Below are 17,634 nucleotides of genomic sequence, written 5' to 3'. Positions count from 1 at the left end.
TTGTGTCGGTTAGCTCATTCCCGTCATCGCGAGCGCGAGCCGAACGCCCTGGATTATCAGTGCCGCGCTGGCGACCACCAGCACGCCGGCGACGACCTTCTTCTGGGTCCCGTCGAGGCCCTGGTTCACGAGCGCGTTGTAGACCCCGTTGACACCGTGGAAGGTCGCGGTGATCAAGAACAGGATCATCGTCGCGAAGTAGCCCACCTGGCTCATCCGGGCGCTCGACCCCATGAGGGTGATCTCGTAGGCGTGGTTCACGAAGTGGAGGAGCATGAAGTGGAAGGCGAGCACGACGATCAGGAACGCCGCCGTGACCCGCTGGAGGAACCACCGCCAGCCCCGTCGGTCGAACGAGGAGTACTGTTCGGCCATCTAGAAGGCCCCCGAGAGGAAGGTCGGGACGCTGGCTACGGCGATGATCCCGGTCAGGACCAACGACGCGTAGAAGCTCTTGTCCTGGGATTCGAGCCCGACCCCCAGGTCGACGAACAGTAGTCGAATGCCGTTCAGGATGTGGAAGGCGGCCACCGCGAGCAGACCGACCTCGAGGATACGAACCAACAACAGCCCTTCGAGACTCTGGAGGGTCGTGTTGTAGGTGTTCGCCCCCGACATCGCCGTGCTCAGAACCGAGATGTGGACGAAGAGATAGCCGATCAGCACCCAGCCCGTAAACTTATGAAAAACCCAGGCCCACATCCCGGCGGAGAACTCCCGCCACCGGCCGAAGTCCTCCACGAGGCCCCGTTTGTACGACTGACTCATGCGTTCGGACTCTCGTACCCGCCGGGTTTAGTCGTTACGTACCCGGCACACGTTCCGTCGGGGTCGCGTTCGCAACCACTAAACCCGACTCGATCCTGATCCACGCAATGGACTGGACCGAGACGTACCGCCCGTCGACCCTCTCCGAGGTCCGGGGCAACAACAAGGCCCGCGACGCCCTCCGGGAGTGGGCCGAGACCTGGGAGGACCACCGCGAGGCGGTCATCGTCCACGGCGCACCGGGCGTCGGCAAGACCAGCGCCGCCCACGCGCTCGCGAACGACATGGGCTGGCCAACCATCGAGCTCAACGCCTCGAATCAACGGACGAAAGCCATCATCGAGCGGGTCGCGGGCGAGGCCGCCAAATCCGGCACCCTCTCGGGCGGCAGTGCGGGCCGGCGGCTCGTCGTGATGGACGAGGCCGACAACCTCCACGGGAACGTCGACCGCGGCGGCTCACGCGCGATCACGAGCCTCGTGAAGGAGGCGGGCCAGCCGATGATACTCATCGCCAACGAGTTCTACGACATGTCGAACGCGCTCCGGAACGCCTGCGAGACCATCGAGTTCCGCGACGTCTCCGCGCGTTCGATCCTCCCCGTGCTCCGGGACATCTGCCGTCAGGAGAGCGTCGAGTACGAGGACGACGCCCTCGAAGCCATCGCCGAACAGAACTCGGGGGATCTTCGCGGCGCAGTCAACGACCTCCAAGCGCTCGCCGAATCCACCGAGAGACTCACCGTCGACGACGTGGTGACCAGCGACCGCGACCAGACGACGGGGATCTTCGACTTCCTCGACGCGCTGATCAAGGAGGAGGACGCCGAGGGCGCGCTCCGGATGTCCTACGACGTCGACGAGACCCCCGACGACCTCATCAACTGGATCGAGGACAACGTCCCGAAGGACTTTCGTGGAGCGGAACTCGCCGACGCCTACGACAACCTCGCGAACGCCGACCGCTGGCTCGGTCGGGTGCGCGCGACGCAGAACTACTCCTACTGGCGCTACGCGGGCGACGCGATGACCGCCGGCGTGGCCGCCTCGCGCCGCGAGCCGAAAGGTGGCTGGACGCGCTACGGCCCGCCGAGCTACTGGTCGAAGCTCGGGCGCTCGCGCGGCACGCGCGACAAACGCGACTACATCGCCCAGCGGATCGCCGAGACCGCCGGCGTGAGTATGGCGAGCGCACGCCGCGAGGTCATGCCCTACCTCGCGACGATGACCCACCACTGCACCAACCGGGAGCTGACCGTGGCGATGACGGCCCGCTACGACCTGGAGGCGAAACACGTCTCGTTCATCACCGGCAGCGGCGAGAGCACCAACAAAGTCCAGTCGATCGTCGAGGACGCGGCCCGGCTCCGCGAGGAGGCCGCCGTCGAGGGCTCACAGGGCGCGTTCGAGGGCGCGACCAGAACGGACGACGACCCGCTCGCCGACGACCCGAACGAGGGTGACGAACCGGACGACGTCGACGAGCCGGAAGCCGAGGACCCCGCCGAGACCGAAGCGGACGACTCTCAATCCGGCCTCGCGGATTTCTACTGACCCCGCCACCTGCGAGCTTTTTCCCTCCTCCACGCGATGTCCGGCCATGCGCGCCGCAGTCCTCACCGAGTACGGCGAACCGCTCGACATCCAGGAGATAGACGACCCCGAATCGGCGAGCCACGGCGTCGTCGTCGACGTCGACGCCTGCGGGATCTGCCGGAGCGACTGGCACGCCTGGCACGGCCACGGCGAGTGGGCCGACGACCGGGTCCCGCTGGGGCAGGTCCTCGGCCACGAACCAGCAGGCGAAATCGTCGCGGTCGGCGACGAGGTCACGGCGCGCGCGGTCGGCGAGCGGGTCGCGGTGCCGTTCAGCCTCGGCTGTGGCTCCTGTCCCACCTGCCACAACGGTCACGGCAACGTCTGTGCGAACGACCGCGCGCTCGGGTTCGAGGCGAGTACCCCCGGAGCGTTCGCCGAGCGGGTCCACGTCCCGAACGCCGAGTACAACGTCACGCCGCTTCCCGACGGTGTTTCACCGGTGGCGATGGCGGCGCTCGGCTGTCGGTACGTCACGGCCTACAACGCGCTCGCGCGCCGGGCCGACCTGGAGGCCGGCGAGTGGCTCGCGGTCGTGGGCTGTGGCGGGGTCGGCCTCTCGGCGGTCCAGCTTGGCGCGGCGATGGGCGCGCGGGTGCTCGCGGTGGACCTCGACGGGGCCGCGCTCGACCTCGCTGCGGACCTCGGGGCGCGGGCGACGGTCGACGCGACCGACGATCCAGTGAAAGCGATCCGCGACCTGACGGACGGCGGCGCACACGTCGCGCTCGACGCCCTCGGGAGCGCGGAGACCTTCCGCACGACCATCGACTGCCTCCGGCGGCGCGGTCGACACGTCCAGGTCGGGCTCACGGGTGAGGCCGAACGCGGTGAAGTCTCACTCCCGGTCGACGAACTCACGCGCAACGAGATCGATCTCCTCGGGGCCCGCGGCCTCTCACCGACGCGCTACGGCGACCTCTTCGACCTGCTCGCAGGTGGTGAGATCGATCCCGGCGCGCTCGTCACTCGCGAGGTGAGTCTCGACGAGGTTTCGGACCGACTGGCGGCGATGGACGAGTATGGGGTGACGGGGATCGAGGTCGTCACCGACTTCTAGAGGATCTTCGAGAGGAACTGCTGGGCGCGGTCGGTGTCGGGGTCGGCGAAGAAGCGCTCGGGCTCGGCGGTCTCGACCACGCGACCTTCGGACATCAACACGACCCGGTCCCCGACCTCGCGTGCGAACCCCATCTGGTGGGTCACCACCAGCATCGTCATCCCCTCCTCGGCGAGCTCGCCCATGACGTCGAGTACTTCCCCGACCAACTCGGGGTCGAGCGCGCTCGTCACCTCGTCGAACAACATGACATCGGGCTCCATCGCGAGCGCGCGGGCGATGGCGACGCGCTGTTGCTGGCCGCCCGAGAGCTGACTCGGATACGAGCCGGTCTGGTCCGAGAGCCCGACGCTGGCGAGGAGCTCCTCGGCGCGTTCGGTGGCTTCGTTCTTCGAGATCCCCTTCACCTTCCGCGGCCCGAGCGTGACGTTTTCGAGTGCGGTCTTGTGGGGGAAGAGGTTGAAGCTCTGGAAGACCATCCCGATGCGCTGGCGGAGCCGGTTGATGTCGGCGTCTGGGGCCGAGATCGCCTCGCCCTCCAATCTGATCTCGCCCGACTGGATCTCCTCCAATCTGTTCGCACACCGCAGCAGCGTCGACTTCCCGCTGCCGCTCGGACCGATCACCACACAGACCTCCCGGTCCTCGACGTCGAGGTCGACGTCCCGCAGGACGTGGGCGTCGCCGAAGTACTTGTTCACGCCGTCGAACTCGAGGATCGGCGTCGACGGGGTGCTCACGAGTTCCCTCCGGCGGGGTCGGCACGGCGTTCGAGGTAGCTCACGACCCGTCCGAGCGGGATGGTGATCATGAGGTAGGCGACCGCGACGATCACGATCGGGGTCCAGGGGTCGAAGGTATTGCTGTTGACGTTCCGGAAGGCGCTGATGAGTTCGGGAACCGCGAGCACGGTGAGGAGGGAGGTGTCCTTCACGAGGATGACCTGGTCGTTGCCGATGGCGGCGAGCGCGTTACGCCAGGCTTGCGGCAGGACCACCTCGCGCATCGACTGGATGTACGAGAGCCCGAGCGACCGCGCGGCCTCCATCTGTCCGCCGGGCACCGACTCGATCCCGCCGCGGATCGCCTCCCCGATGTAGGCCGCGTGGTTCAGCGTCAGCCCGATGATGGCGGCCGGAACCGAGAAGTCGGAGACGGGGAACTGGCCGGCCGGCCAGAGCGTCGGCACCCCGAAGTAGATCACGAACAACTGGAACAGGAGGGGTGTCCCGCGGAAGAACTCGATGTACCCCCGCGCGACGTTCCGCGTGAAGCCGGTCCGCGAGACCCGCCCGAGACCGACGAAGACCCCGGCGACCACCGACAGCACCGAACTGATGACCACGATCTTGAGCACCGTGACGAAGGCGTCCGTGAACTGCGGGTAGACCACCTCGATCAGGAGCCCGAGGTCGACCTGGAAGACGACGATGTAGCCGATGAACACCGCGATCAGGAGCGTGAACAGCCCCGTGACCGCCATCCCGACCCACTTCAGGGTCGTGTCGTTGAACAGCCGGCTCTCGGCGGCCCCGTGCGTCGCGTTCGTTTGCGTGTCGGCCATTGCGGGGAGTTAGCAGGAGACAGTGATAGGTGTAGGTGGTTTAACTGTCGAAGTACTCGTTGTAGATCTCGTCGTAGGTGCCGTCGTCGCGGATGGTCGAGAGCGCCTCGTTCACCCGCTTTCGGAGCTCGTCGTCGTTCTGCCGGAACGCGATACCGTACTCCTCGACGGTGAGGGTGAGGTACGACGGCGCGTTCTTGCCTTGGTTCGCGGCCTCGCCGTCGCCCTCGACGAACCGGACCGCGTCGGAGTTCTCGTTGACGAACCCGGCGTTGACGGTGTTGTCGTTGATGACCGCGGCGACCTGGTTGTTCATCAGCGCGCTGAACGCGTCGGGGATCTGGTCGTAGCTCTCGATCGAGAGGTCGCCGCCGAACTCCTCCTTCAGCCCCGCGGCGGCGTCGGCCCCGGTCGTCCCCTTCTGGACGCCGACCGTCTGCCCCTTGAGGTCGGATTTCCCCGAGATATCGCTGTTCTGGAGGGTGATGATCGTCTGGTAGGCCGTGAAGTAGGGGTCCGAGAAGTCCACCTTCTCCGCGCGGTCGTCGTTGATCGTCATCGCGCTCATGATCACGCGGAAGTTGTTGTTGTTGAGCGAGGGGATGATGCTGTCGAACGAGGTGGCCTGGAACTGCGGGGTCATCCCCAGCTGCTCGCCGAACACCGCCTTCGCGATGTCGACGTCGAACCCGACGAGCTCGTCCTCGTTCGTCCGGTACTCGAACGGTTTGTAGGGGATGTCCGAACCGATGGCGATGCGCTGCTGGTTGTTCGACCCGCCGCTCTCGTTCCCGCTCGCCGTCCCGCCGGATCCGTTCCCCGCCGCGCCGCTGCCGTTCCCAGCGCTGCCACTTCCGTTTCCACCACCGCCGCCGCTCCCGCCCTCGCTGCTGTTGTTTCCGCCGTCGCCACCACCGATACACCCCGCAAGGGAGAGCGCCGCGACCCCCGCACCGGTCGCCTTCAGATAGCCGCGCCGCGTCGCCGAGCGATCCTTTGCCATACCCCGTCTGGGTAGATGAGGCTTTTCACTCTTTCGTCACGGACCGGCTTTCGACCGGATTCCTCGTGTTCCCCGCCGAAAGAACGAACGAACCCACACGGCGGGCGGGTCTTTCCGGATGAACGGTCGGTCGGGCGTCGACGGACGACTCGGATCGAAGGTCGGGTCGCGCGAAGCGCCGCTCGGCGGTCGAACGTCGATGGCGGGTCGATGAAAAGCGGAGGTGGTTAGGCGACCGTGTAGCCCTTCTCGCGAAGGAACTCCTCGATCCGGCCGGTGTGGTTGCCCTGAAGTTCGATGGCGTCGTCCTCGATGGTGCCGCCACAGGCGAACTTGGATTTCAGGTCCGAGGACAGACTCGACATGTCGACGTCCTGTGGGTCGAACCCTTCGACTATCGTTACCTCCTTTCCGTATCTGCGCTCGTCGATGCGGATGGTGATCTGCTGGGACTCTCGCGCCACGTCTTCGCAGACGCAGAGTTCCTGAGGCAGGCCGCACGTCGAGCAGACTTCCGACATTACACTGGGAAATATGAAGTCATCATATTAAATACTGTCGGGACCTCGCTCGCGCCGGTTTCGGCGGAACCGACCCACCACCGGGGTGCGCTCGGCCACGAGCTGGTCGACCAGCCCGGCGGCCTCGTCGGCGTCGGCCCGGCTCACCTCGCCGGCGTAGTGGGCGCGCTCGAAGATCTCGCCGATCCGCTCGACCCGCTCGTCGGTGCTCACGACCGCGAGGTACTCCCGTGGGGTCTCGCCGGCCCGGCGCGGTCGGTGGTCGCGCGCGAGGAGGTACTCGAGCCGGTCGAACGACCGCTCGACCGCCGCCGCCGGTGTGCCACTCGGGTGGACCCGGAGCCAGAGCTCGCGGTAGAGCCGCTCGAGCACGCCGGTCCGGTGGGCGGCGGCCGCCAGCCCGACGAGCACGACCAGCACGAAGAGGAGTTCGCGCGGCGACGGCGAGGGGAGTTCCAGGTCGAAGCTCGCTGCCCCGTCACCGGAATCGGCCGCACCGCCCGCGGTCGTGGTGTTCGTCGCGTTCGCCCCGTCCGGCCCGTCCTGGTTCGCGGCCTGTTGGAGCTGGTCGTCGACCCCGGCTGGAGCGCCGTCGCTCGCGTTCGAGTCGTTCGGGGTGGTCGTCTCGGTCGGCGTCGCGCCGACCGGTGTGGGTGTCGGCGTCGGCGTCCACTCGCCCGCTTCGGAGCCGTTGACGTCGACGTTCGAGTCGTTCCCCGCGCGGGCACCCTCGAGGCTCGACTGTTCGACGGCGCTTCGCGGCGCGGCCGGCGTCGGGTCGAACTTGACCCAGCCGGTCTCGGGGAAGTAGACCTCGACCCAGGCGTGGCTGTCGTAGCCACGGACCACCCACTCGTCCTGGGCGACCTGCTGGCCCTCGGTGTAGCCCGTCACGAACCGCGCCGGGATGTCCTGACTCCGGAGCATCGTCACCATCGTGGTGGCGAAGTACGTACAGTAGCCCGCGTCCATCTCGAAGAGGAACGCGTCCGCGATGTCGCCGTCGGGCCGGTCGACGTCGAGCGAGTAGTTCTTGGTGGTCTCCAGCCACCGCTCGACCGTCCGGGCGGTGTCGTAGGGGTTGTCGGCGTTCGCGGTGACGCGGTCCGTTCGGGTCGTGACCCGGTCGGGCGTGCTCTCGGGGAGCTGGGTGTACTGGCTCGCGACCTCGTCCGGGTAGGCCGTCCCGGCCGCCCGGAGCTGGGCCGGCGTCGCGTTCGGGCGCTGGCTCTCGACCGCGTAGGTCGTCCCGTTTCCGAGCTCGCCGTCGGGCTGGAGCCCGCCGAGCGCGGTCACGCTGGCGTTGTCGGCGACGTCGCCCGAGAGCTCTGTCGGCTTCCACGCCGCCGGCAACACACCGACCTCGGACCTGAGCTCGTAGGTCTGGTCCACCTCGGTGGCGTTGCCCGGCGGGCCGGCGAGCGAGCCGTCGTAGGGGTCGCTGCTCCCTGTCCTGACCCATCCCTGTCCGGTATAGCGGTCGTAGCCCGCGACGCGCCAGTAGTCCTCCCGGTCGCTCTCGACGGTGAAGCGGACCTTCGGCGAGAGGGTGATCGCGCCCTGGACGTTCACCTCGTCGCCCGCCGAGAGCAGCCCACCCTCGATGGTCGAGGCCCCGCTGCCGTCGCCGGCCCCGGAGGTGACGAGCGGCTGGGAGGTCCCGCCGGGGACCACGCTCAGGAACGGCGCGACCACGACCATCGCCGCGAGCACCACCACGAGCGTCTCGGCCTGTCGCGCGCTCCCGCCGTTGCGGTCGAGTTCACCGAAGCCGACCACACCGGCCGCGCCGGCGGTCCCCGCGAGCACCGCCCCGATGCCCGCGTCGCCGGTCAGGACGAAGAAGCCGAGCGCCGCGCTCCCCACGACCGCCGCGCTCACGTAGTGTCGCCGGAGCGAGAGATACCAGACGAGGAACGTTGGCGTGGGCGCGAAGCCGACCGCCCACGTCCCGGCCGCCATTATCCGGAGCACCGAGAGCCCGGTCAGCAGCGCGAGGATGTCGGTCTTCACCGCGTCGAGCGACTGGAGCAAAAGCGCGCCGTTCGGCACCGCCTGGATGTAGCTCCAGATCCCGGCCCCGAACAGCACGGCCGCGAGCACGACCGCGCCGGCCGTCGGCAGGAAGCGGGCGAGCACCGTCGCCGCCACCAGACTCCCGGCGACGAACAACCAGAGCGTGTCGGTGCCGCCGGCGACGTCGGTGACGGCCGTGAGCACCCGGAGGATCGACCCGATGAGGACGAGGGTCGCGGCGAGCGCGAGCGCGCGACGCGAGCGCGGCCCGAACCCGACCGACAGCCGACGACCCGAGCGCTCGTCGGTTCGGTTCTCGAGCGTGCTCACGAGACCACCCCGGCGTCGGCCGTGGGTTCGATCCGAGGGCCGGCGAGTTCGCTGAAGGCTATCTCGCGGTTCTCGACGGTCACGCGCGTGCCGCCGGCGTCGGCGACCACCCGGACGTCGGCGTCGCGCTCGACCCGCCCCGGCCCGGTTCTGGCGAGCGCGGCGAGGACGCGTTCGCGCTGTGTTTCGCCGCCGTCGCGGTCGACCTCGGTCCCGGGGAGCGCGAGGCCGACCGCGAGCCCCGCGTCGAGCAGCGCGGTGACGACGCTCGCGGTCGCCGCCGCCATCTCGTCGTCGTAGCCCGCGACCGCCTCGGCCGCGACCGTCAGCCCCGTGACGTCGCTCGCGGTGTCGAACTCCATCACCACGAGGTCGTCGCGTTTCGCGCTCGACGCCCAGTGGATATCCCGAAGACTGTCGCCCGGGACGTACTCCCGGAGTTCGTCGAACTCGTCGCGCTGGTCGATGGGATCGGGCGCGCCGAGCGCGCCGCCGGCCCCCGCGACCTCGAAGAGCGGTGGATACACCAAAAGGGGTGTCCGTTTCGGGTAGTCGTACGTCGTCGTCCAGAGCCCGAGCACGTCCGTCACTTTCAGCGTCGCCGGACCGAGCCGCCGTTCGCCGCGGGAGCCGAGCCGGACGTCGTACTCGATGGTGGCCGGCAGCCCGCGTTTCGCGCTCGAAAACGAGCTTTCGAGCCCGTCACCCACGGTCTCGGTGACTCGCCCCGATAGCGCGTCGCCCCCCTCGACGGTGAGCTCGACGGACCGAATCTCGTCCGGAAACCCGGGTGCGGGTCGGCTCCGGCGGACCGTCGGCCGGTCGGCGAGAACTAACTGTATCGCCCCCGCGACGAGCGCGACAAGTGCCGGTACCACCACCGCGTTGAGCGAGCGCGCGCCGAAGCGGACCGCGAGCCAGACCGCGAGGCCGCACAGCCCCGCCACCGCGACCGCCCGGCGGGTGGGTCTCATTCGACGCGAACCGTCGAGAGCGCCGTCCGTACGACCTCGCGACCGGTCTCGTCGGTGCTGGAGACCGGTCGGATCCGGTGGGCGAGCGTGACCTCGGCCTCGCGCTGGACGTCGTCGGGGGTGACGTACTCCCGACCGTCGAGCGCCGCCCGGGCCTGACCGGCGCGCAACAGCGCCAGCGACCCGCGGGGGCTCACCCCGAGCTGGGCGTGTTCGCGGGTGTAGTTCGCCAGCCGCGTGACGTACTGTCTGACGGGGGCTTCGACGGTGATCTCAGCGACCGTGGCGCGCGCCCCGCGGAGCTGGCCGAGGCTGGCGACGGGGTCGAGGGTCTCGATCGGGTGGGTGCCGGCGACCTGTCCGAGCATCGCGGCCTCGGCGTCGGGCGAGGGGTAGCCGAGCCGGAGGCGCTTCATGAACCGGTCGACCTCGGCGATCGGGAGTTCGTAGGTCCGGTTCCGTTCGACGGAGTTCTGTGTGGCGATCACCGTGAAGGGCTCGTCGAGTCGGTGGGTGGTGCCGTCGACCGTGACCTGGGTCTCCTCCATCACTTCGAGCAGCGCGCTCTGGGTCTTGGGTGGGGCACGGTTGATCTCGTCGGCCAGCACGACGTTCGCGAACACCGGCCCGGGTCGGAACTCGAACTCGCGCGACTGCTGGTTGAAGACGTTCACTCCCGTCACGTCGGCGGGCAGGAGGTCGGGCGTGAACTGCACCCGGGAGAAGGAGGACTCGAACGAGCGGGCGACCGCACGTGCGAGCATCGTCTTGCCGACCCCGGGGACGTCCTCCAGCAGGACGTGCCCGCGCGCGAGCATCGTGGTCACGATGTGTTCGATTGCGTCGTGGCTCCCGACGATCACGTCCTCGACGTTCTCGATCACGGTCCGCGCGAGGTCGCCGACCTCCTCGACCGAGAGCTGGCGGGTCGGTTCGGCGCGGGCGGTTCGCGGGCGGCTGGTATCGGTGTCGATGTTCGCGTCCGTCATGGATTGAGAGAGCGGGCCGAGGACGGGCGTTCGCGCCGACCCATTGACACGTTCGTGGGGTTGAGCGCTTGTAACGTTACTGTTTCCGTGTGTCACTGCCGCATGGAGGGCTATAGAGCGCTCCCGAGTCGGCGTCGACGGCGACCGCACTGTTCGGTCCCACGGCCGGTCGATCGATTCCAGAAGGTCGATATAGCCGGTTTCCCTACCGCCGCGCGATGGCCCTCTCCGACGAGGCGACCGACCGCCTCGCAGACGTGGTCGCCCTCCAACCGACCAAGAACAGCGAACTCGAGGACCGATGGGACATGGACAGCGGCAGCGAGGTCCACCAGTACCTCGAAGCCGAACTCAAGGAGTACTACTACCGCGACGAGAACAGCCTGATCCGTGCGACCGCCGACGCCGCCGAACTCGTCGGGGCCGAACCCGACGACGACGGCCCGCGCACCGTTCGCGTGCCCGCGCTCGAAGTCTCGGTGTTCGACGTCGTCGCCGGTCAGGACGACGACCCCGAGAGCGTGGTCTCCGTGCTCCACAAACTCCGTGAGACCCACGACCTCGACCCCGAGCCCGACGACGTCCGGTCGGCGCTTCGCGGGCTCGAACGCCGCGGCGTGGTCGAGGTCGTTCAACGAACCGTCCCGGTCTTCCGGCTCGCGGTCGAGCGCGACGCGGTGGTCGTCGAGTCGATCGACGAGGACTAATCGAGATCGGGTCGATTGCGTTCGCGCTGGTCGGCGAGCAGCCGCTTGATGGCCTTTCCCGGCCCGCCCTCGATCGGCCAGCCTCGCGAGCGCCAGGCGGGCGGTTCGGGTTCGAACGACCCGCACGACCACGCGCACTCGGTGGCGCTCTGGTGGTATCCCTTCGCCGCACACCAGGGGAGGGTGGTTCCGTTCTCCGCACGGAGCTCGAAGTGCCGGCAGTCGGGTCGCATCGTGTCGACGTACGACCGCCAGCCGCGTTCGTAGGCGCGCTCGGCTATCCCGAGGCGTTTCTCGGCCTTCCACTCCCGGCTCGCGTACTCGAACTCGGCGGCGTTCCCGCTCGTCGCGCGTTCGGTGATCCGGGTTCCGGGTTCGCGGGCCGGGAGGGTTCGCGGGTGCCAGATGACCTCGGCGTCCGTTCCGCTCTCTCCATCGGTATCGACCACCAGCACGCCCGCCTCGACCGGGAAGTCCCGGAGGAGGACGGGTTCGACGGCGTCGTCGGTGCGGGCGGTGGCGACCCAGACCTCGTCACAGAGCCCGAGCGCGACGTCGCGTTCGATCTGGCCGGCGAGCGCGCGGGCGGCGCTCGCGGTGAGGTCGGGTTTGTTCTCGATCGCGACCACCCGCTCGACCCAGTCGGGGTAGGCCCACTTCCGACGGAGCTCGATCCGGTTGTTCCGGCGGCGGGTTTCGATAACTCCACGACCCGCCGCGCGGTGGACCGCCTCCCGAACGTATCTCCAAGGATAGTCGGGCTCGGGGAGGCACTCCCGGTACCACGCCCACTCGGCCGGCGCGTTTCGAACCACGCCCAGCAGGTCGCTATCGAGCCGCTTCGTGCCGAACCGCGCCCGCTCGGTGAGCTTTCGGGTGTTCGCCTCCACGACCACCGTGTCCCACCGGCGATACTTCGTCCCGAGCTGGCGCGCGACGATGGCGGTGGTGTCGGGCGGCAGCGTCCCCTCGGGCGGCCAGTTTCGCTCGGCCCACGCGCACACCCCGAGTTCGAAGACGAACTCGCTGTCGACGTTCACGTTCTGCGTCCCCCTTCGACCGGCTAATCGGTTCGGTTTTTGGGTGATTCCACCCGACGAGCCTTTATCTGAACCACAACCCACGCTCCACCCGATGGTCGTTCTCGAAGCCTTAGTCGTCGGTGCGGTCACCGCGTTCGTCGTCCGTCGCTTCACCCACGACGGCCCTGACGACCGGGGAGACGGTCTCAGCCTCCTGAAGTTCTGGTTCTTCTGGCCGTTACAGCTCGTCGAACTGGCTGGCAAAGCCCTCGTGTGGTTCGTTCGCGGGTCGGTGCGGCTCGTCCGGCGGTGGCGGTCCGATTCGGAGACGGAGTGAACCGCCCGTCGACCGTCATCGGTCTCGGTCGCGACGACCGTGCCGGAACCCGGCCGGTTTAGTATCGACTGCCCGACCGTTCGGTCATGCAGGCCGACGAGATCCACCCCCAGGCGAAGGCGGCGGTCGAACGGCAGGACCGATTCTCGCTTCCGCACAGTCGCCGTGCGACGACGGTCCTCCGCTTCGTCTCGCGCGTGACGATGCGGATTCAGAACCGCCACAACCCGCGCGTCGGGACGGCCACGGACCTCACGATCCCCGGTCCCGCGGGCGACCTCGACGCCCGCCTCTACCGACCGGACGCGGACGGTCCGTCCCCCACGGTCGTCTTCTTCCACGGCGGCGGGTTCGTCTTCGGCGACATCGCCACCCACGACTGGCTCTGTCGCCACCTGGTTCGCGAGAGCGGCTGTGCCGTCCTCTCGGTCGACTACCGGCTCGCGCCCGAACATCCGTTCCCGGCGGCGGTCGAGGACGCCTACGCCGCGACGGAGTGGGCCGCCGCGAACCCCGAGGCGCTCGACGGTACCGGCGAACTCGCGGTGGCGGGCGATTCGGCCGGCGGGAACCTCGCGGCCGTCGTCGCCCTCCTCGCCGCCGACCGCGACGGCCCCGAGATCGACCACCAGACCCTCCTCTACCCCGGCGTCGGATTCGACGACGACCATCCCTCGATGCAGGATCACGCCGGCATCGTGCTCTCAGAGGCAGACATGGCGTGGTTCAACGAGTGTTACTTCGTGAACGACATCCACATGCGAAACCCCTACGCCGACCCGATCAACGCCGCCGACCTCTCCGGGGTCGCGCCCGCGACGGTCGTCACCGCGGGCTTCGACCCGCTTCGGGACGGCGGGCGGGCCTACGCCGAGAAACTCGTCCGTGATGGGGTCTCGACACGCTACGAAAACTACCCGGACATGGTCCACGGCTTCATGACGATGCGCGAGGTCGACCGGGCTCGCGAGGCCATCGCCGCCGTCGCCGACGACCTCGCGGGCGCGCTCGCCGGGAACTGATCCGCGAACGATCCGTCCCTCGAGTCGCCGACTCAGTAGCCCTTCTCGTTGAGGAAGTCGTGGGCCTCGACGAAGATGTCGCGCGGGCCGTCCTGGGTGATGGTGTTCACCGCCTGTTCGTAGTCGCGCCACTGGTGGTCGTGGTGTTCGTTCGAGAGCTCGGCGCTCGCCTCGTTCGACTCCGCGACGAACAGGTGGACGGTCTTGTGGATGGTGTCGCCACCGGCCTGGAAGACGTAGTCGTACTCGCGCCGAAACCCGTCGATCAATCTGAAATCCTGAATCCCGGATTCCTCCGTTACCTCTCGAATCGCCGTCTGCTGGAGTTCCTCGTCCCCCTCGACGCCGCCTTTGGGGAACTCCCAGTCCCCGGGACGGCTCTTCAGGAGGAGGTACTCGCGGCGGCCCCTCGTGTCGCGAAAGAGGATAGCCCCCGCACTCGTCGCTTCGACTGCCATTACCCGGGATATTCGGGCCGCCTTTAATTGGGTGTTGTTTCAACTCCCACCTTTTGCTGCGCTCAGTCGCTTCGCTCCTTCGCTGGCAAAATGTGGATCAAAAGCCTCCTCCTTCCCACCGGAAGAGCTCCGCTCTTCCGTGCTCTCGCTCGCCTTCGGCTCGCGAGAACTGCGGTCAGTCGTCGGCCCGCTCGCTCCCGCTGGTCGCTCACGGTACAATCACTACCGACTCCCGCTCCGCCCCGCGACGGCCACATGCCTCCCCAGCCGACTGCGCTCCTCGCTCGCGTCGCTCCGCTTCGCTCGCTGCGGTGCTCATCCCTCGCACAGTGTCTGCAACCGGCCCTCACTGTCGCTCGGACCGGTCGCGAGCGCGCGCCACAGCATCCGTACCGCTACCCCACCCGCACCGCCACAGCATCCGCATCACCCGCACCGCCCTCACAATCGAGCCACCCGTGCTCGACACACATACCGACTCCACACGGGTGCGTTTTTGGTGCGTGGCCTCCCAGACCGGACACCAATGCCTTTCGTCACGACACTCGAACTCACGAGCGGCGACCGGGGCGCGCTCGACCGCGTTGTCGAGGACATCAAGGAGAGCGCCTCACGGAAGGGCGTCGAGTTCGGCGGCCCGCACCCGGGTCAGCCTCACGAGCAACACGCCCCGCAGTCCAAACGCCTCTCGGCGACCGGCGACCGGTTCGCCGACTGGACCTACACCGTCTACTCGCGCACCATCGAGATCGTGGGCCACGACGAGTTCGCCCGGAGCGTCGCCGGCGGGGAGTTCCCCGCGGGCGTCCACGTCGAGGTCGCCATCGACCAGGTCCGACAGGCCGGTCACTGACCGAAAGGTTACGTCACCGGCGGTCGCCACACCCCTCATGCAACGGACCCGCCACGACCGACTCGTCGACCTCCGCCGCGACCTCCACCGTCACCCCGAACCCGCCTGGCGCGAGTTCTACACCACCAGCCGGATCGTCGAGGAGTGCGAACGCATCGGCGTCGACGACCTCTTCGTCGGACCCGCGATCCTCGCCGACGGCGAACGCACCGCCGTTCCGGACGACGAGGAACTCACGTCGTGGTACGAACGGGCCCGCGCCGCCGGCGCGCGCGAGGACGTTCTCGATGAATTGGAGGGGGGCTACACCGGCGCGATAGCGGTCCTCGAACGCGGCGAGGGCCCGACCGTCGCGCTCCGGGTCGACATCGACGGCCTGCTCCGCGAGGAGTCAGACTCCGACGAACACGTCCCCGCGAAGGAGGGCTTTCGCTCGGAGACCGGCGCGATGCACGCCTGCGGCCACGACTCACACGTAACCATGGGCATCGGCGTGCTCGAAGCGGTCGCCGAGAGCGACTTCCAGGGGACGTTCAAGGTCGTCTTCCAGCCCGGCGAGGAGATGGTCGCGGGCGCGAAGCCGATCGCCGAGAGCGGCCACCTCGACGACGTGGACTACCTCCTGGCCACTCACATCGGCCTCGATCATCCCACCGGCGAGGTCGTGGCGGGCATCGACGACTTCCTCGCGGTGCACCACTTCCGAGCCGACTTCTCGGGCGAACCCGCCCACGCCGGGGCCGACCCCCAGGAGGGGAAGAACGCCGTCCAGGCGATGGCGGCGGCGATCCAGAACCTCTACGCCATCCCGCGCCACGACGACGGCCCGACCCGGATCAACGCCGGGATGGTCGGCGGCGGGAGCGCGACCAACATCATCCCCGAGGCGGCGTTCATCGAGGGCGAAGTCCGGGGCCAGACGACGGCGCTCATGGAGTACATGCGCGAACGCGCCGAGCAGGTGGTCGAATCCGCCGCCGAGATGCACGGCTGCTCGGTCGACCTTTCGACCGTGGGCGGCGCGCCGAGCGCGACCAGCGACGCCGAACTCGTCGAGATCGTTCACGAGGTGTCGACCGAAGTGGAGGGGGTCGACACCCCCACCGAACGCGACGGCCTCGGCGGGAGCGAGGACGCGACCTATCTGATGCACCGGGTGCAGGAGCGCGGCGGCCACGCGGCCTACGTCTGCATCGGCACCGACCACCCCGGCGGCCACCACACCGCGACCTTCGACGTCGACGAACGCTCGATCGACATCGGCGTCGACGTGCTGACCGAATCGGTGCTCCGGATCGCCCGGGAAACCCCGTAGCCGCCGACCCCACGTCGTCGGCCGGCGAACATCGAAGGCGAGTTTCGTATCGTCTACCGGCCGAAACGCTTGGCGACCGTCTCGCCGATCCGTTCGCCCACGTAGAAGCCGTAGAGGCGGGACAGTCCGAGCCAGATCAGTATCACGCCCAGCACGAGCCCGACGAGCCCGGTCCGAGCCACGATATCGAATATTCCCACGAGGACGAACAGTACCGAGACCGTGAGATACACGATGTCCCGCTGGAAGAACGCCCGCACGCTGTCGAGTGTGCCCATCGTTCGGGCTTACACCCCCTCCCTCATAAGGAATGCACAAACGACCGGTCGAGGGGTGGTCCCGACCGGAACGGAGCCCCGGGCCCTACTTGGATTTCGACGTCTCGAACTCCTCCTCGCAGTCGAGGCACTCGTAGTGCGATTCGTCGGCGTCGGCGGTGGTGTCGGCTATCTGGACGTTGTTGGACTCACAGCTCGGACAGGTGACGTCGCTCGATGTCGGTGTGGAGCTCACGTTCGGCCGTGTTCGTCGTCGTCTATAAGCTCCCACCACGCTGCTGCCTGCTCGTCCGCTCGGACGGACCGGTGTGTCGGCGTGCTCGAAGGGCGTGCGGTCCTCGACCCCTCATTCTCGACTACGGCGAGACACCGGCGGGGAGCGTACATTCCGTCCCACACCGCGAACACCGCCAGCGCATCCGGAGCGGATAGCGGTCGTCGCCGAGGCCGATCGCGTCCATCCTGACGACGTACTGGGGTTCGTAGTCGTGGTGGCCGAACCGACAGAGGGGGACGAGGAGCGACCCGAGGAGTTCCGTTCCCGTCTTATTCATGCGACACCACTGTTGGTTTCACCTCGGCACGCGTTCGCAAAAGCGTTCGTACCCCGCCCCCGGTGTGACCTGACCGATTCCGGTCCGACCACGACCGCCTCGGGCGCGTGCGACGGGCTTATTGGCGGCGGTTGCCGTGTTGGAACCGTATGCGTATTAACGAATCTTCGTCTTTTGTTAATTCCGGGGGGCCGCCGTGGGTCGGGGTCGGGGCGACGGCCGCGTTCGTCGTGTTGAGCGGGATCGGGGCGGTCGCAGGGCTGTGGAA

At 68.2% G+C, this 17,634-nt stretch carries 21 protein-coding genes; 7 read left to right on the top strand and 14 right to left on the bottom strand.

The genetic code is table 11. The features are described 5' to 3' along the window. Window positions 1–9: 9 nt before the first annotated feature. The gene (locus D3261_RS08240) at window positions 10–375 is read right to left on the bottom strand and encodes a succinate dehydrogenase hydrophobic membrane anchor subunit (RefSeq protein ID WP_120071312.1); all 366 of its coding nucleotides are present in this window, start codon (window positions 373–375) and stop codon (window positions 10–12) included. Next, window positions 376–768 (bottom strand): succinate dehydrogenase, cytochrome b556 subunit, encoded by a 393-nt coding sequence (gene sdhC, locus D3261_RS08235; RefSeq protein WP_120071311.1) that lies wholly within the window; start codon window positions 766–768, stop codon window positions 376–378. A gap of 107 nt (window positions 769–875) precedes the next feature. On the opposite strand from sdhC, the gene D3261_RS08230 reads away from it, so the two are divergent. Both D3261_RS08230 and D3261_RS08225 read left to right on the top strand, forming a co-directional pair. Beyond that, window positions 876–2,321, top strand: coding sequence for a replication factor C large subunit (locus D3261_RS08230; RefSeq protein ID WP_120071309.1), 1,446 nt, complete (start codon window positions 876–878; stop codon window positions 2,319–2,321). Between the two features lie 46 nt (window positions 2,322–2,367). Continuing rightward, a complete protein-coding gene (locus D3261_RS08225) occupies window positions 2,368–3,423 on the top strand; it encodes a zinc-binding dehydrogenase (protein WP_120071307.1) in 1,056 nt (351 codons plus the stop codon). Here D3261_RS08225 and D3261_RS08220 read toward each other — a convergent pair. The 7 genes from D3261_RS08220 to D3261_RS08190 all read right to left on the bottom strand — a co-directional run bounded on the left by D3261_RS08220 (window position 3,420) and on the right by D3261_RS08190 (window position 10,820). Then, entirely contained in the window at window positions 3,420–4,163 is a 744-nt protein-coding gene (locus tag D3261_RS08220; protein WP_120071305.1) for an amino acid ABC transporter ATP-binding protein, read from the bottom strand. The two genes, D3261_RS08225 and D3261_RS08220, sit on opposite strands and share 4 nt — an antisense overlap. Continuing rightward, the gene (locus tag D3261_RS08215; protein WP_120071303.1) at window positions 4,160–4,987 is read right to left on the bottom strand and encodes an amino acid ABC transporter permease; all 828 of its coding nucleotides are present in this window, start codon (window positions 4,985–4,987) and stop codon (window positions 4,160–4,162) included. The genes D3261_RS08220 and D3261_RS08215 overlap by 4 nt, the downstream gene beginning before the upstream one ends. A 40-nt stretch (window positions 4,988–5,027) precedes the next feature. Next, window positions 5,028–5,990 (bottom strand): basic amino acid ABC transporter substrate-binding protein, encoded by a 963-nt coding sequence (locus D3261_RS08210; protein ID WP_120071301.1) that lies wholly within the window; start codon window positions 5,988–5,990, stop codon window positions 5,028–5,030. 227 nt (window positions 5,991–6,217) lie between these two features. After that, entirely contained in the window at window positions 6,218–6,511 is a 294-nt protein-coding gene (gene yciH / locus D3261_RS08205; RefSeq protein ID WP_007691839.1) for a stress response translation initiation inhibitor YciH, read from the bottom strand. 27 nt (window positions 6,512–6,538) lie between these two features. After that, complete coding sequence (locus D3261_RS08200; RefSeq protein ID WP_233553940.1) at window positions 6,539–8,857, bottom strand: DUF3488 and transglutaminase-like domain-containing protein; 2,319 nt, start codon at window positions 8,855–8,857, stop codon at window positions 6,539–6,541. Next, a complete protein-coding gene (locus D3261_RS08195) occupies window positions 8,854–9,831 on the bottom strand; it encodes a DUF58 domain-containing protein (RefSeq protein WP_120071299.1) in 978 nt (325 codons plus the stop codon). Before D3261_RS08195 ends, D3261_RS08200 begins: the two co-directional genes overlap by 4 nt. Next, entirely contained in the window at window positions 9,828–10,820 is a 993-nt protein-coding gene (locus tag D3261_RS08190) for a MoxR family ATPase (RefSeq protein WP_120071298.1), read from the bottom strand. Before D3261_RS08190 ends, D3261_RS08195 begins: the two co-directional genes overlap by 4 nt. Before the next feature lie 218 nt (window positions 10,821–11,038). On the opposite strand from D3261_RS08190, the gene D3261_RS08185 reads away from it, so the two are divergent. Continuing rightward, window positions 11,039–11,527 carry a DUF5797 family protein gene (locus D3261_RS08185; RefSeq protein ID WP_120071296.1) on the top strand — a complete coding sequence of 163 codons (489 nt, stop codon included), beginning with the start codon at window positions 11,039–11,041 and terminating at the stop codon, window positions 11,525–11,527. On the opposite strand, the gene D3261_RS08180 is transcribed toward D3261_RS08185, so the two are convergent. After that, window positions 11,524–12,567, bottom strand: coding sequence for a DUF5787 family protein (locus tag D3261_RS08180; RefSeq protein ID WP_120071294.1), 1,044 nt, complete (start codon window positions 12,565–12,567; stop codon window positions 11,524–11,526). The two genes, D3261_RS08185 and D3261_RS08180, sit on opposite strands and share 4 nt — an antisense overlap. A gap of 94 nt (window positions 12,568–12,661) precedes the next feature. Here D3261_RS08180 and D3261_RS08175 point away from each other — a divergent pair, with 94 nt between their 5' ends. Both D3261_RS08175 and D3261_RS08170 read left to right on the top strand, forming a co-directional pair. After that, window positions 12,662–12,886 carry a hypothetical protein gene (locus tag D3261_RS08175; protein WP_120071292.1) on the top strand — a complete coding sequence of 75 codons (225 nt, stop codon included), beginning with the start codon at window positions 12,662–12,664 and terminating at the stop codon, window positions 12,884–12,886. Window positions 12,887–12,972: 86 nt separating this feature from the next. Further along, window positions 12,973–13,908 carry an alpha/beta hydrolase gene (locus D3261_RS08170; RefSeq protein WP_120071290.1) on the top strand — a complete coding sequence of 312 codons (936 nt, stop codon included), beginning with the start codon at window positions 12,973–12,975 and terminating at the stop codon, window positions 13,906–13,908. A gap of 32 nt (window positions 13,909–13,940) precedes the next feature. On the opposite strand, the gene D3261_RS08165 is transcribed toward D3261_RS08170, so the two are convergent. Continuing rightward, on the bottom strand, window positions 13,941–14,366 hold the full coding sequence (locus D3261_RS08165) for a bis(5'-nucleosyl)-tetraphosphatase (RefSeq protein ID WP_120071288.1): 426 nt from the start codon (window positions 14,364–14,366) through the stop codon (window positions 13,941–13,943). Between the two features lie 526 nt (window positions 14,367–14,892). Here D3261_RS08165 and D3261_RS08160 point away from each other — a divergent pair. Both D3261_RS08160 and D3261_RS08155 read left to right on the top strand, forming a co-directional pair. Continuing rightward, entirely contained in the window at window positions 14,893–15,219 is a 327-nt protein-coding gene (locus D3261_RS08160) for an uS10/mL48 family ribosomal protein (protein ID WP_120071286.1), read from the top strand. Window positions 15,220–15,256: 37 nt separating this feature from the next. Continuing rightward, a complete protein-coding gene (locus D3261_RS08155; protein ID WP_120071284.1) occupies window positions 15,257–16,534 on the top strand; it encodes an amidohydrolase in 1,278 nt (425 codons plus the stop codon). A 53-nt stretch (window positions 16,535–16,587) separates the two neighbouring features. Here D3261_RS08155 and D3261_RS08150 read toward each other — a convergent pair whose 3' ends face one another. The 3 genes from D3261_RS08150 to D3261_RS08145 all read right to left on the bottom strand — a co-directional run bounded on the left by D3261_RS08150 (window position 16,588) and on the right by D3261_RS08145 (window position 17,366). Beyond that, window positions 16,588–16,812, bottom strand: coding sequence for a hypothetical protein (locus D3261_RS08150; RefSeq protein WP_120071282.1), 225 nt, complete (start codon window positions 16,810–16,812; stop codon window positions 16,588–16,590). A gap of 85 nt (window positions 16,813–16,897) precedes the next feature. Beyond that, window positions 16,898–17,047, bottom strand: coding sequence for a hypothetical protein (locus D3261_RS19985; protein ID WP_158589364.1), 150 nt, complete (start codon window positions 17,045–17,047; stop codon window positions 16,898–16,900). A gap of 121 nt (window positions 17,048–17,168) precedes the next feature. Beyond that, window positions 17,169–17,366, bottom strand: a complete 198-nt coding sequence (locus D3261_RS08145) for a hypothetical protein (RefSeq protein WP_120071280.1) — start codon at window positions 17,364–17,366, stop codon at window positions 17,169–17,171. Window positions 17,367–17,634: the final 268 nt, after the last annotated feature.

Origin of the sequence: Halococcus sp. IIIV-5B, from assembly GCF_003602035.1 — an archaeon.
Taxonomy (GTDB): Archaea; Halobacteriota; Halobacteria; order Halobacteriales; family Halococcaceae; genus Halococcus; species Halococcus salsus.
The sequence above is the reverse complement of the archived record's forward strand: the minus strand, read 5'-3'. Positions and strand labels throughout refer to the sequence as shown.

Coding starts and splice junctions, on each gene's coding strand:
- D3261_RS08175 (WP_120071292.1), top strand. CDS start 12,662: ATGGTCGTTCTCGAAGCCTTAGTCGTCGGTGCGGTCACCGCGTTCGTC.
- D3261_RS08215 (WP_120071303.1), bottom strand. CDS start 4,987: ATGGCCGACACGCAAACGAACGCGACGCACGGGGCCGCCGAGAGCCGG.
- D3261_RS08225 (WP_120071307.1), top strand. CDS start 2,368: ATGCGCGCCGCAGTCCTCACCGAGTACGGCGAACCGCTCGACATCCAG.
- sdhC (WP_120071311.1), bottom strand. CDS start 768: ATGAGTCAGTCGTACAAACGGGGCCTCGTGGAGGACTTCGGCCGGTGG.
- D3261_RS08240 (WP_120071312.1), bottom strand. CDS start 375: ATGGCCGAACAGTACTCCTCGTTCGACCGACGGGGCTGGCGGTGGTTC.
- D3261_RS08145 (WP_120071280.1), bottom strand. CDS start 17,366: ATGAATAAGACGGGAACGGAACTCCTCGGGTCGCTCCTCGTCCCCCTC.
- D3261_RS08190 (WP_120071298.1), bottom strand. CDS start 10,820: ATGACGGACGCGAACATCGACACCGATACCAGCCGCCCGCGAACCGCC.
- D3261_RS08160 (WP_120071286.1), top strand. CDS start 14,893: ATGCCTTTCGTCACGACACTCGAACTCACGAGCGGCGACCGGGGCGCG.
- D3261_RS08150 (WP_120071282.1), bottom strand. CDS start 16,812: ATGGGCACACTCGACAGCGTGCGGGCGTTCTTCCAGCGGGACATCGTG.
- D3261_RS08170 (WP_120071290.1), top strand. CDS start 12,973: ATGCAGGCCGACGAGATCCACCCCCAGGCGAAGGCGGCGGTCGAACGG.
- yciH (WP_007691839.1), bottom strand. CDS start 6,511: ATGTCGGAAGTCTGCTCGACGTGCGGCCTGCCTCAGGAACTCTGCGTC.
- D3261_RS08155 (WP_120071284.1), top strand. CDS start 15,257: ATGCAACGGACCCGCCACGACCGACTCGTCGACCTCCGCCGCGACCTC.
- D3261_RS08165 (WP_120071288.1), bottom strand. CDS start 14,366: ATGGCAGTCGAAGCGACGAGTGCGGGGGCTATCCTCTTTCGCGACACG.
- D3261_RS08230 (WP_120071309.1), top strand. CDS start 876: ATGGACTGGACCGAGACGTACCGCCCGTCGACCCTCTCCGAGGTCCGG.
- D3261_RS08185 (WP_120071296.1), top strand. CDS start 11,039: ATGGCCCTCTCCGACGAGGCGACCGACCGCCTCGCAGACGTGGTCGCC.
- D3261_RS08195 (WP_120071299.1), bottom strand. CDS start 9,831: ATGAGACCCACCCGCCGGGCGGTCGCGGTGGCGGGGCTGTGCGGCCTC.
- D3261_RS08210 (WP_120071301.1), bottom strand. CDS start 5,990: ATGGCAAAGGATCGCTCGGCGACGCGGCGCGGCTATCTGAAGGCGACC.